13 protein-coding genes are annotated in these 12,598 nt (G+C 62.9%); 4 read left to right on the forward strand and 9 right to left on the reverse strand.

The window, feature by feature from the left end:
• Positions 1 to 172 precede the first annotated feature (172 nt).
• Complete coding sequence (locus tag AVHM3334_RS22705; protein WP_284415726.1) at positions 173 to 2,014, forward strand: tyrosine-type recombinase/integrase; 1,842 nt, start codon at positions 173 to 175, stop codon at positions 2,012 to 2,014.
• Here the strand turns inward: AVHM3334_RS22705 and mobH are convergent.
• On the reverse strand, positions 2,011 to 3,894 hold the full coding sequence (gene mobH, locus AVHM3334_RS22710; protein WP_284415727.1) for a MobH family relaxase: 1,884 nt from the start codon (positions 3,892 to 3,894) through the stop codon (positions 2,011 to 2,013). The two genes, AVHM3334_RS22705 and mobH, sit on opposite strands and share 4 nt — an antisense overlap.
• Positions 3,895 to 4,136: 242 nt before the next feature.
• Between mobH and AVHM3334_RS22715 the strand changes: the two genes are divergently transcribed.
• Genes AVHM3334_RS22715 through AVHM3334_RS22725 form a run of 3 tightly spaced genes read left to right on the forward strand, consistent with a single transcriptional unit; the run spans position 4,137 to position 5,191 of the window.
• The gene (locus AVHM3334_RS22715; RefSeq protein WP_284415728.1) at positions 4,137 to 4,385 is read left to right on the forward strand and encodes a FitA-like ribbon-helix-helix domain-containing protein; all 249 of its coding nucleotides are present in this window, start codon (positions 4,137 to 4,139) and stop codon (positions 4,383 to 4,385) included.
• Complete coding sequence (locus AVHM3334_RS22720) at positions 4,382 to 4,801, forward strand: type II toxin-antitoxin system VapC family toxin (RefSeq protein WP_284415729.1); 420 nt, start codon at positions 4,382 to 4,384, stop codon at positions 4,799 to 4,801. Before AVHM3334_RS22715 ends, AVHM3334_RS22720 begins: the two co-directional genes overlap by 4 nt.
• Positions 4,802 to 4,828: 27 nt before the next feature.
• The gene (locus AVHM3334_RS22725) at positions 4,829 to 5,191 is read left to right on the forward strand and encodes a DUF3742 family protein (protein WP_284415730.1); all 363 of its coding nucleotides are present in this window, start codon (positions 4,829 to 4,831) and stop codon (positions 5,189 to 5,191) included.
• A 12-nt stretch (positions 5,192 to 5,203) separates the two neighbouring features.
• On the opposite strand, the gene AVHM3334_RS22730 is transcribed toward AVHM3334_RS22725, so the two are convergent.
• The 8 genes from AVHM3334_RS22730 to AVHM3334_RS22765 form a co-directional block, all read right to left on the reverse strand.
• A complete protein-coding gene (locus AVHM3334_RS22730) occupies positions 5,204 to 6,715 on the reverse strand; it encodes a conjugal transfer protein TraG N-terminal domain-containing protein (RefSeq protein ID WP_284415731.1) in 1,512 nt (503 codons plus the stop codon).
• Between the two features lie 18 nt (positions 6,716 to 6,733).
• Entirely contained in the window at positions 6,734 to 7,084 is a 351-nt protein-coding gene (locus AVHM3334_RS22735; protein ID WP_284415732.1) for a hypothetical protein, read from the reverse strand.
• Positions 7,081 to 8,433, reverse strand: a complete 1,353-nt coding sequence (locus AVHM3334_RS22740; protein ID WP_502869970.1) for an integrating conjugative element protein — start codon at positions 8,431 to 8,433, stop codon at positions 7,081 to 7,083. The genes AVHM3334_RS22735 and AVHM3334_RS22740 overlap by 4 nt, the downstream gene beginning before the upstream one ends.
• A gap of 41 nt (positions 8,434 to 8,474) precedes the next feature.
• Complete coding sequence (locus AVHM3334_RS22745; protein WP_284415734.1) at positions 8,475 to 9,428, reverse strand: TIGR03756 family integrating conjugative element protein; 954 nt, start codon at positions 9,426 to 9,428, stop codon at positions 8,475 to 8,477.
• On the reverse strand, positions 9,425 to 9,877 hold the full coding sequence (locus tag AVHM3334_RS22750) for a TIGR03757 family integrating conjugative element protein (protein ID WP_284415735.1): 453 nt from the start codon (positions 9,875 to 9,877) through the stop codon (positions 9,425 to 9,427). Before AVHM3334_RS22750 ends, AVHM3334_RS22745 begins: the two co-directional genes overlap by 4 nt.
• Positions 9,878 to 9,921: 44 nt before the next feature.
• Positions 9,922 to 10,656 (reverse strand): DsbA family protein, encoded by a 735-nt coding sequence (locus tag AVHM3334_RS22755; RefSeq protein WP_284415736.1) that lies wholly within the window; start codon positions 10,654 to 10,656, stop codon positions 9,922 to 9,924.
• Between the two features lie 118 nt (positions 10,657 to 10,774).
• On the reverse strand, positions 10,775 to 11,581 hold the full coding sequence (locus AVHM3334_RS22760; RefSeq protein ID WP_284415737.1) for an AP2/ERF family transcription factor: 807 nt from the start codon (positions 11,579 to 11,581) through the stop codon (positions 10,775 to 10,777).
• An 80-nt stretch (positions 11,582 to 11,661) separates the two neighbouring features.
• On the reverse strand, positions 11,662 to 12,471 hold the full coding sequence (locus AVHM3334_RS22765) for a Bug family tripartite tricarboxylate transporter substrate binding protein (RefSeq protein ID WP_284415738.1): 810 nt from the start codon (positions 12,469 to 12,471) through the stop codon (positions 11,662 to 11,664).
• Positions 12,472 to 12,598: the final 127 nt, after the last annotated feature.

The following is a 12,598-nucleotide window of genomic DNA, read 5'->3' on the forward strand; positions in this document are numbered from 1 at the left end:
CCGGGCCTGCAAGGCCCATCATGCACAAGGCGCAGACCGCCGCAGGCCCTCATCACGCATTCAAACGGCTGCTGGCGCCCACTCGTCCCTATTGGGATTCGTCAAACATGGGTTGTGAGAGGCTCCCCAAAGAGACAAGCATGTAGCCCTGACGCGAAGCTCAGGAGATAGCATGGCACTCTCGGATATGGCCGTCCGCAACGCAAAGCCAAACGGCAAACCCTACACACTCAGCGATATCGACGGGCTTTGCCTCGCAGTCTCTCCAACCGGAGGCAAGGCATGGCACTACCGTTACTACTGGGTCGGCAAGCAAAAACGCATGTCGCTCGGAACCTACCCGGAAGTGGGGCTGCGAGAAGCCCGTGCATTGCGCGACGGAGCCCGTGCTTTGCTGGCCAAGGGGATCAATCCCCGCTCGGATCGAAAGCAAAAGCGGCAGGCCGTGCGCCTGGCGGACGAGAACACCTTCAAGGCTGTCTTTGACAAGTGGGTCATCCATCGTTCTCTGAGCCTCAAGGAAGGCCGTCAAACGACGCTCTCGCAGATCAAACGGGTTTTCGACAACGATGTTCTGCCCACCCTCGGAAAAACGCCTATTTACGAAATCCAGCGACCTGACCTGTTGGAGGTCGTTGCCAAGATCGAGCGCCGCAAGGCCCTGAGCGTTGCCGAGAAAGTGCGTACATGGCTGCGTCAGTTGTTTCGCTACGCTCTGATCGTCGTGCCTGGGCTGCAACAGAACCCGGCGTTCGATCTGGATGTCGTAGCCATGCCGCAGCCGCCGGTCCGCCATAACCCGTTCTTACGCATGGCCGAGTTGCCCGCGATGCTGCAGCGGCTGCGCAAATACCACGGAAAACAGCAAACCCAACTCGGACTGCGATTGTTGATGCTGACTGGGGTTCGGACAGGAGAGTTGCGTCTTGCGACCCCCGACCAGTTCCACCTCGATCAGGGCCTGTGGATCATCCCGCCCGAGGTCGTAAAGCAACTGCAGTTGGAGATGCGCAAGGAGGGCAAGCGCCCTGCCGACATTCCCCCGTACATCGTGCCGTTGTCTGTGCAGGCCATCGAAATCGTCCGGCACATGCTGGCGAAGTTCAAGCCTGCGCAAAAGTACCTGTTCTGCCACTACAGCGACCTGAAAAAACGCATCAGCGAAAACACGCTGAATGCCGCACTCAAGCGCATGGGCTATACCGACCAACTGACCGGCCACGGTATCCGGGGAACCATTTCCACCGCCCTGCACGAAATCGGTTATCCGAAGGTTTGGATCGACGCTCAGCTTTCCCACACCGACCCGGATCAGGTGAGCGCCGCCTACAACCATGCGGAATACGTGGAGCAACGCCGGCACATGATGCAGGACTGGGCGGACCGGCTCGATCTGTTCGAGCAGCATCAGGTCGAAGCGGGCAGCATGCGCCTGACCCTGCATCTGGAGGGCGTCCCGGAAGTTCTGCATGAACGCTCGCACCACGATGAGCGCGGGGCGATCGCATCAACGCCGGTACGGCTGGTGAGTAGTACACCTCAGACTGCGCCAACGGTGCCGGACACGGTGCATCGTTTGTCGGCCATCGCGGGCCCGAGGGAGCAGTCCGTGTTGTCCGACGCCCAGCGCCAGCGAAACGAGATGGTGGACATCTTCAATGGGCCGCATGTCCTGTCCGCTGCGGAGTTCGCCAAAATGGCGGGCAAGTCCCGCCGCTGGATCAGCTACGAAATCAGCAACAAGAAGATCCTCGCGTTGAGCATGGGCAACCTGGGCCAGCGGGTTCCCGATTGGCATTTCGACCCGCTCAAACACAGGCTGATTCAGGCGGTTCTCAAGCATGCCGGTGATTCCGACCCATGGGAGATTTACCGGGTGCTTTCACAGCCGCATGAGCTGTTGGATGGGATGGCCCCCGTGGAGGGCGTGACGCCGCAGAACTTCCATGAAGCCGTGATGGCCGTGTGCTTCACTTTGAAGGAGAAAGCGCCCAATGCGCAATGGTCGGCTTAGGTGACGGACTTTCCCGCCAATTCCTTACGGGCGGTGCCATCCGGCACCGCTTCGCTCACGGGATTGGACAAGTAGGGGTTGTCGAGCGGCACATCCTCGAACAACCGCTTCGGGTCCGTCAGCAGGTAGCCATGCAAGCGCCGTGACTTGCGTGGCCCCGCGACCTCGCAAGTCCAGATGTTCAGGCCGCTGTCCTGCTTGCGATGGAGCTGCAGTTTCTCGAAGCGCTTTTGCACCCACAGCCAATCGGCCACCTGGTCCTGCTTGGCCATGACTGCGACCTGCGGATGCTCCTGCGCATAGCGCTGGAAAACGCCCGGGCTGACAAGGTAAGCGGTGCCAGCGACCGTATGCACCAGGGCCTTGGCATCGTTGATGATGAGCGTGCGTCGCTCGATGTGCCGACGCAGCCAGCCCATGAAGTCCTCGCCCGATGGCGCCTGTACGACTGTTCCTGTGCTGCGTGACGGCTCGGGGCTGTTGTCCGTGGGCGGGTTCCTTGGGGTCGGTTGCGACACTGCCTTCGCCGCCTCGGTTGTAACGGGTTCGATTGCCGGGGTTTCCATCAAGGCCAGGAGCGCATCCACGCCGTCGCCTGAGGTTGGCAGCACAGGCGGGGCTTTCGTCAGGGATGACGCTGCAGCGATTGATGGCGATGGACTGGAGAGGGGAACGGCGTGCGAGTTTTCCGGCTCTGCGGCCGGCGTTTCCTGGCACGCTGCCGCTTCTTCCAGCACCACCTCTACCGAGCCCGCGAACGGCTCGGGTCGTTCGTGACCCTCCCAGATCAGCGCCGGCGCAAGCCGCAGGAGCGTGAAGGCATGAGACCACCCCGCGTCGCTGGTCACCGTCGCTTTCCAGATGGCTTTGCCATCCGCGGTGGGCTGCAGCATGCCGTGGTCCTGCAGGACGTTGAAGACGGCGGTGTTGTTGGCCGGAATGCCATCGATGCCCTGCGACAGCAAGTGCGCGCGCAGCTTGTCCGACACGGTTTTGCTGACGAGCCATAACGCCTCCTGCGTCAGCCACCCGTCCGAAGCCTGGGGCTGGTTCAGCCGGAGTTCCTCCTTGAGCAGGTAACGCAGGCCGTCCAGTAGCTTACGCTGCAGCGCGTGTTTGGGGGCGGCCATCGCCTTGCCGGGATCGCCACCGAGCTCTTGGGCGACCGAAGCGCGATCGGCCTGCGTCACGATTTCCCCCAGCACGCCGGCATGCTCGTACTGGCCCGCCAGCACATACAGCAGCGCGGCCCAGAGGGTCGGATATCCGCTGAGCCAGTCAAGGATTTCGCGGTCCAGCAGCTGCCGATAGAGCAGGCCCGCCGCGGCGGTGTGCAGTCGGTATTCCCGGTCCTTGCGATACCGGAAGCGGTAGGGTTTGCGCAAAGGACCATGCCAGGGATGCCAGGCGCTGCCGTCCGCATGCTCGACTTCCAGATCGACGGCGATCTTGCCGATGTCATGCAGCAGAGCCGCGTAAGCGGTGGCGGCCGTCCAGGCTTCGGCTTGTGCTGCCTGGTCCTCGGGTGTCGCGCCTGCTGGCATCAGGTGAGACTGCCGCAGCTTGAGCGCGTAGGCGACGATTTCCAGACCATGATCGAGCATGCCGCCGGGGTAAGCATGGTGGTGGCTTTCCGACGCGGGGAACTGCTGGACCAGTTCGGCATAACGCTCCAGAGGGGCTTGATACAGCGCGGTGAATTGCTTGCGTGAGAGCGAAGTGCGCTGCCAGATGTGTTCCAGCAGCTTTTGCCGGCGCGGGGTGGCGAGCAGCGACGCGGTGGGTTCAGGGCGGGTCAGCCCTTTTCCTTTTGGCGCAGCGTCCTGGTGCGGGGCCTGTGCGGGTGGAGGAGGGCGTTTTCGTTGGAACAGCGCGAACATGCGATCCCTGGAGTTCGGGGTGGCGGATGGGCCTTTTCCTTTTGCAGGTAGGGCCATTCCCCTTCGGCCCCATTCCCTTGCCTTTTGCCCTCATCCTTTTGGTATATCGCGTCGTCCCGTGCAAATCTTTGAAGAAAGCGGCGTGCAGTCAACCCATGAATTGGTCTCGAACACGTCAGCTGGTTGCGTTCATTTCAATCAACGACTAAATTGCAGTCATTGACTAATAAGGTGATGCGATGATGACAACGATGACCATTCGGAACATTGATGAGCAGCTCAAGGGACGGCTCCGTGTCCAGGCCGCTATCCATGGCCGCTCCATGGAGGAAGAAGCCCGGGACATACTGCGTGCCGCTCTGTCCAAGGAGCCGGAACGCGCGCCCTCGCTGGTGCAAGCCATCAGGGCACGTGTGGAGTGTTTCGGGGGCGTTGACATAGAATTGCCGGCACGGGAAGCCATCCGCGTGCCGCCAGAGTTCGGCGCATGATCGTTCTCGATACCAACGTCCTGTCGGAGACTCTGCGGCCTGCTCCGGAAGATGTGCCTATGGCTTGGCTCGACCGGCAGCGCCGCTCTGCACTGTTCACGACCACCATATCGCGTGCAGAACTACTCTATGGTGTGCATGTATTGCCGGACGGGCAACGAAGGACGGCCTTGTTGGAGGCGGTCAAAGGAATTTTTGTCATGGACCTGGCTGGTCAGATCCTCGGCTTCGACGACGATGCCGCTGATGCCTATGCGGAAATCTCCGCATCACGCAAGGCGGCAGGAAAGCCCATCAGCCAGTTTGACGCCATGATCGCGGCAATCACAAAATCCCGGGGAGCCAGTTTGGCGACACGCAACGTCAAGGACTTCCTGGACTGTGGCATCCAGGTAATCAATCCGTGGGCAAGCTGACGGTTCGGACGGCGAAGGAGGATGACCATGACCACGCAGTCACACACTTTTGGATGGACCTACCGGCTAGGAAAAGGTGCATCTCATGCCTTGCGCAGCTATGTCCGTCTGGAGCGTCTTGCGGCAACATGGCTGGTCAAACAGGGCATTCCGGCCGGTGGCGTTGCTGCGGTGGTTTGGATGCTGAGGCTACTGACGGTTGGCGGGGCCGCATACCTATCCTTCTGGCTCGCATCGCTGCTGGGATGTCTCGTTGCGTTCGCTTGGACCGCAAATGCGGGTGGTTTCGATAGTGATGAAAGAACCGAGTGGCGCACAGGCGTTGACGGTTTCGGTTTGTACAGGGGAGACATTCGCATCGACATCGGCGATCCCTATGAAGAGAATTAACCATCTATCCGCTTACTTCAAAGAGATAGCTCCCGCCGCTTTCGCTCCCGCGCCTTTGGCTCCATCGGTCGCCATCGTCATCATCTGAACAAAGTTTCCAGCCCTGACGCCAGCCCAACCTAATGCTGCCACCCAAACCCCCGGCAGCACGACGAACATCGTCGCCATCACGAAATTCAGCAGCATGTCGCCGAATGCGTTGTCCAGCCCCATTGCGAGATTGAAGTTCGTCATCGGGCGGTTCCATCCCCAGCCCCAACCATAGAGCGCATCCAGGATCGTGCTGTCGATCCACCGTGCCAGCTGGAACCAGAAATCCACGAAGTACAGCGCGAAGAACACGCAACTGCTGGTCATCAGTACCTTGAGGTCGTAAGTGCCGATCACCAGCACCATCGGGATGCAGATCACCAGCGCCATCTTGAGCAGCGACAACACCATGGGCAGGGCCTGGCGCAGCACATCCATCGCCGGGAAAAAGCCCGGTGCCCCCAGGGCAAGCCCCACGTTGCCCGCCCCGCGCGCCAGATCGTTGGTGAACGTCCTGTCGATCTGCCCGCCGTAGTCCGTATAGACATGCCCCTGGTTCAGCTTCTGCTGGCGCGGTGCCGCAATGGCCCGGATCACCGAATCGTCCAGTTCGCCGCGGGACACGAACCCCGCATAGTTGGCCAGCCGAGTGAGCAGGGTCGGATTCACCTGGGCCAGGAGCCGCGTCCGCAGACCTGTCTCGGCATCCGACCACCACTGGCGGCAACTCGGGTAGCCACCGCCAGTGGCGACTTCTGCCAAGCCGGCATCCCGCTCTGCTTCATAGGGCCATGCCTGACGCGGCGTGCGTGAACGGTAGCGGTCGTAATATCCCGCTGTATCCAAAAAGAACCGCGAACCGATCCAGGTCACCTCGTTCGCCTGCGCTTCGTCCAGTTCGGGCCTTTGCATGAACAGCCGGGCCCGGGCCGGCCCGTAGCAGTCCTTCGAGAAATCCGCCACCTCCTGAGCCAGCACCGGATCATCGATGCGCGTGGCATCGACTTCCATCCGCATCTGCCGCAAATCCGTACCGCAGGGAATCGCCGCCACCGCCGCTCCTGTCACGGCCTTGCTCATCGAATGCAGGAAGAACCACCACACCGGCACCTTTGCCGACTGGTCGTTCAGTGTCGTGAACGACTGGCTCCAGCCCGTCTGCGCAGGCGTAGGCACCGTCGTCTGGCACTGTGTGGAGCGCGACGCGTCGAATCGGATCGTGGACAGATCCACATCGATGAACGGAATGCCCCCGAACAACACCACCACGATCGCCACGAACACCCGGTTCTCGATCCGCAGGGCGCTCAATACCCCCTTGTTGCCCTCGTCCGCCCCTTCGGAACGTGCTTTGAGCCACTCCTGGATCACGATCGTGAGGAAAGGGATCGCGAACACGCCGCTGGCGACCAGCACGTTCCATATCCCGTTGTGGACCAGCCAGCCCACCAGGGTCAGGTAATACTCCAGATAGTCCGTCGTGTAGAGCGTCATGGGCCGATCCCTCCGGTATCAGCGTGCCTGCAGCAGCAGGCTGCATTCCAGTGCCACCAGCGCCACGGCCGCGGCGATTTCGACCCGCAGGAACCGCTGGTGCGCGCTGCCGTCCGGCTCGCGGGCGCACAACCGCCTGCGCATCCACACCCATCCCCAGCCGGTCACCGCGTACAGAGCCAGCCGCCACGCGAACAACCACACTGCCTGCTCTTTGAGCCAGCGGTCCCATTGGACGATGCTGCCGAGCATCCGGATGCCCACCAGATTGGCGGCGACGGCGATCGCGATCACAGCCGCTGCCCACAACAGCGCCACTGCGGCCCGCCGACCCGGCAGCCAGCGCAGTCGCAGCCAGGCGGGCATCATGGCGTGGCTCCACGCGGGGGCGGCTGTTGGAGTTGGTCGAGCCGGTTGCGCGTCGGGTCGCCCTGGTAGATGCCGCGCGATCCCGCTGCACGGGTGCCGTGCCGCTGGATGATGGACATGGGCGAGTTGCTTGCCAGTTCGCGGCGCAGCTCCAGTTCCGTCTTGAGGTTGCGGATCTCACGGTCCAGAATGTCGTTGTCCTGGCTTACCGCCCGCTGGGCAAGCTCATTGGCTGCCACATTGGGTTCCATCTGCCCGGTCAGCAGCGTGCGCTGAAGCAGCAGCGCCTTCTCCAGCACGCTTGCCAAGGCCACTTCGGAGGCCAGTCGCCGTGCCAGAACGTCCTGGTCCGTTTCATCGCGCAACGCCTCGATCACTCCCCGGGTCACGGGCAGTGAGCCGCTGCTCGCGGCTTGCAGGTTCTCGAAGCTCGTCGGCTGGCGACCAGCGATCAACTCCTGCAGCACCTGCAGCTTGGTGTCGTACTCCTCCTGAATGAGGGGCGTCAGGCCGACGCCGGGCACGGTCTGGGTCTTTGTGCAACTGTCGCAAGTGCGTTGTTCCTGCTCGCCCAACACCCGAGTAGCCCATTCGACCGCCGATTGCGGGGACGACCAGGTCTCGCAGGCCAGCCGGTTGCCACAGCTGGCGGCATCAATGGGTGAGGTGTCCTCGACCCCGCGTCCGTTCACCAGGTTGTAGCCCGCGCGCGTCACGTCCGCGACCACCCGGATGGGTGCCTGGCCGGCACCACCGGCATTGCGTCCGCCCACCCAGGGCACGCCGTCCTTGCCCCGGAGGCGTTCCGCCTCTTCAATGGCCGAGACCGCATCGGTGCTGGCGACGGCCTTCTTGAGTGCCATGCCTTCGGCCAACTGGCCCCAGCCCAACTGGCCGCCCGCCATGTCCGCCATCCGGTTCGCGATCCCGCGGCACGTCGCCTTCGAGCGGTCGAAATCCAGCCGTGCCTGCAGCACCCCGTTGGTCAGCAGGTTGTACAGGCCCGGATCGGCGCGCTGGATGATCAGCGCCGGCAGCGACGCCACTGCGCTGGTGGCATTCTGGAGCACCGACGACATGATGGTCTGAAACCCGTTCGTGATGCCGTTGAGCTGGTTCTGGATCGTGGTCGCAATGTTCATGTCGCCGCAAATGAGATTGCTGTTCCAGCCGACACCGACCCCGATCGAGCGCATCTGGGCGGCACTGGTCATGGACACTGCACGCCCCCCGCCGATGCTGTAAAGCACATCGTCCCCGATCACGCTGCCTTGGCGCTGCAGGCCATACTCGCCGGGTTTGTCGCCGCCCTGGGCAGCTGCGCCAGCGTGGAGAGATGCCACCGCCATCGCCGTGACCAGAGCGAACGTGCGCGTCGAATAAGAAGTCGTCATGGCCGCAAGCCTCCACCGTTGAAATCCACGCTGCCCAGGAACACTTGGCCCCGCCGCTGGCAGCAGCTATAGGGGCGCCAAAGCGCCCAGGCGTAATCGCCACGCCGGGCCTGCACCCGGGTATTCGAGTGAGGGAGCACCGCACATGTGCTGGACAGGGCAGGGGTCAGTTCCTGCCACTTGCCCGTGGAGGCATTGCCTTCGATGAGCTCACCGGCAGGCCAGTAACCTGCGCGGGGCGTCGAGAGCATTGGCCGATACACATGCGGCTGCCCGCGCCGCGTGACGACATCGCTGGCCCGCTGAGCCACCACGGCGCCGCTCTTGTGGTCGTCCGTCTGGTGTAGAAAGCCGCCCCGCGGATAGACCGCACCCCATAAATTGAGGGTGGTGCGAGCGCCGATCTCCCGCATGCCGGGGATCAGTGCTTCGGGATAGACCGCTTCGGGCACGTTGTAGCGCCATGCCACGGTATCGAGCGTGCTGATCAGATAGGGCATGAAGGCCGTGCCCGCGCCCTCGCAGCTGTACCCGGAGGCGCTGGCAAAACGGCCGAACAGCGATCCGCCCGGATGGCCGATCACATCGGCGTTCTTGAATTTGGAGAGATTGTTCTCGTTGCTTTGATTGGTCGTGCCGTCGCCGCCCGCGACTGCGGTGGGATTGGGCATGCTCATCGCACGCACCTCAAACCACGGGTTCTCACCCGTATTGGCATAGCTCGACACGACAGCATCCGGAACGTAGTGACGGACCTTCACCGAAGTGCGCACCGAGCAGCCCGACTTCGAGCAGCGCAGCCAGTAGCAGATGCCCACTACCCGGTACTCCAGGCAGTCCGGGGACAGCGCGGACGAGGCGATGGTGGCGGTGTCCAGCGCAAAGGCGGTCGAAGCCATGCCCAAGAGCGCGGCAGCGATCCCGGCGTGCCATGGAGATCGGTGTTTCATGGGCGGGTCTTTCGGTAGGCCGCGACGCGGGCGGACGCCTTCGCCACATCGGGCTCGCCATAGACGACGTAGCGCCGGTCCACGACCACAGCGGGCAGGGTGGTGATACCCAGGCTCCAGGCATCCGCCACGCCCTGGTAGGCTGCCGCCAGTTCCCGCTGCAGCGTCTCACCGCCTTGGCTCAGGCGTTCCCGCGCAATAGCCTGTGCGTGTTGCGGATCGGCTGGCAGTTGGGCACCGATGCGGGATTCGATCCGACTGGCCGCATCGAGGCGGACAACGGCCACTTCCGGAGTAATCCCGACCAGGGGGATCGACTGCAGTGTGAAGACCTTGACCTCCGTGGCCTGGGTGCAGGTTGATGCCAAGGCACTGGCCGCAGCGATGGCCACCCTGAGAAACGAACCTCCCCGCAGGGTTGAACGTGGCCGAACAAAAAAACTGGGCATGGTGAACTCCCGCAAAACGGATGCCTTGGATGGCGCCGTGCAGTTCACTCCGAATGGGCGGCGGGGTCAGTCAACAATCGGGAGTCCGAGGCAACCGGATTGCCGCTGCCAATCAAATCCAGGGCCGACAGCAGCGCGTCCCCCTCGACCTGTCCATGCAGCAGCAAGGTCTGCCCGCTGAGGGTGTCGGTCACCCGCACGGTCGGGGTGGCGACCACGCCCTCGCGCGCGCCAGCCGCCGCTTGCGCTTGAACGGCGGCGCGGCCCCGGCCGCTGTCCAGGCAGTTCTGCACATCAGGCGTGGTACCAGGGTAGCGTAGGCGGTCCTCCACGCCTTGGCCCTCGCCACGGGTGTTGCGATAAATCCAGGCGACGGCGTCCCAATAAGCGCCGTTGCCCTTGGCCTGTCCCACGCATTCCGCCAGCGCAGCCAGGTTCGATGCCGCCGGTTCGTGTGTGGGCAAGGGAAGGTGGTGCCATTGCAGGCGGGTGTCGGGATGCCGGTCGATCCAGTCCTTCAAAGCCGGATAGTAGGTTTTGCAAAACGGGCATTCGAGGTCCGCATAGAGGGTGAGCGCGAACCGCGCCTCCAGTGGTCCGTGGACCCAGGGTGTGCCACTGGTCTCCATGGGGGCTTCACGGCGCGCGTCTCCCGCAATCGGGCGCTCGCTTGAGCCGCTACGGTGAAGCCCGATGTAGAGCGTCAAGGATGCCAGCAGCGTCGCGGCCAGAAGGGCGAGGGCGGGGCTCCGATAGCGAGCAAAGCGGGGGTGCGGCATTGTGTGGTCCGATCTTCCCGGCGCGGATATCGCGTCCAGAAGATCAGTCAAACACACCCACTGCGTGCCGTGGACCAACAAAGCGGAATGGCTTGGGTCCCGATTGGCGGTCCCTGCGCTATGGGGTTCGGCTGGGTGGAGGAGGAGGGTTCAGCACCCATTCCCGGCGTTGCGCCCATGCAAGCCGCCTGGCTTCTTCCTCGCCATGGCGCCCCACGGAAAAGCACTTTCGCCGAACTTTGCCGTTGGACGTCGAATACTCCGCGATCCAGTATTCGACGGTCCAAACCCCGCCGCGGCGCATCTTGCGCGTCCACCGATAGCGGTACACGCGGCGTTCGGGGGAATGCGGTGCCGGCGACCGTTCGCTGCGGTCCTTGCGAAGGCGAGTAATGGCCGAACGATCCATGTCGGGGAGCGCTTGGCCTCGGGGGGCGCCGTCGGGGTGATGAACCATCCAGCCATCCAAGGTTTGGAGCAACTGATACCGTGCCTCGATCGCCAGTTCCTTGGCACGCTCCTCGCCGAATTTTTTCACCGCAAAGGATCGGCGTTGTGATTTGCCGTTGGCAAGATACACCGTGGCCAACCAGCGGACCCCTCCCGGCTCAACATTCCGAGAGACGCCTGGCACCCCGGAGGTATTGTTCTTGCGGACGATGGCGCTGAATTCCCACAGGCTCAAGGGGCGAATAGTCCGCAGCAATTCGTCGCGGTACGCAAGCGCTGCGGTTTTGGCTCCTTCCACGCCGCCGTGATCGGTGACCGCGAAGTCGCGCTGAAAACGCTGGCCCTGTCGGACCAGCATGACGGTCCAGCGCACCAGCACGCCCTTGTGAAACCTTGGCGTGAGGGCATAGATTTTTTGGGGAACAGATTTCGGCATGAATGAGAAATCGCAGAACCCGTATGCGCTGGCCTGCATGTTTGTCTTGAAGAAGGCACCTCTTCCACGGCGCAGGGCAGGGCACCATTGTGAAGAATCCCTGGCCTGAACGCGATACGTCACTCGCTGGAGATGCGCAGCGACTGGATGGTGTGTGACCAAAGGTCACGATCGGCCTGCAGCACGTCACGCACTTGCAGCGGTGACAGCGAGGCATGCACCATGCCCAGTCCCTTGAGCCGATCGGCCACTTCCGGCAAAGCGATGACGCGATTGATCTCCTGGTTGATCAGTGCGCGGCGGCTGGCCTCCAGCCCGCGTGGTGCGAACGCGCCATACCAGTTGGTCACCTCGAACCCCTTGATCGTTTCCGAAACGCTGGGAAGGTCCGGTAGCAGCGCCGAACGGGTCTTCTCGGTCACGGCAACGAGGCGCACCTTGCCTGCTTGTACGTGGGGCAGCAGCAGCGAGGCGCCGCCTGCATAAAGCTGGCATTCGTCCTGAACCAATGCCGCCACGGCGGGGCCCCCGCCTTTGTAGGGCACATGAACAATGTCAAGATCGGCGGTCTTCGCCAGCAGTGCGACCGTGAGGTGGTTGTGCGTACCGATGCCCCCGGTCGAATAGTTGACCTTGCCCGGATTGGCGCGGATGTAGGTCCGCAATTCTGGGAAGGTACGCACCGGCACGCTGGCCGAGACGGCGACCGCATTGATCGCATAGGCCAGCAAGGCCACCGTGTCGAAATCGTTCATGGGATCGAACGACAGGTTCTTGTAGATGCTGCCGTTCATTGCATGCGTGGACATGGCGCCGATTTCGAGGGTGTAGCCATCGGCGGGTGAGCGGGCGACCAAGGCCGCTCCTACATTACCGCCAGCGCCGGGCACATTCTCGACGACCAGAGCCTGCCCGCTGGCGGGAAACATATGGGAGCCTCTCACAACCCATGTTTGACGAATCCCAATAGGGACGAGTGGGCGCCAGCAGCCGTTTGAATGCGTGATGAGGGCCTGCGGCGGTCTGCGCCTTGTGCATGATGGGCCTTGCAGGCCC

Origin of the sequence: Acidovorax sp. SUPP3334 (assembly GCF_030159055.1) — a bacterium.
In the GTDB taxonomy this organism is placed as follows: domain Bacteria; phylum Pseudomonadota; class Gammaproteobacteria; order Burkholderiales; family Burkholderiaceae_C; genus Paracidovorax.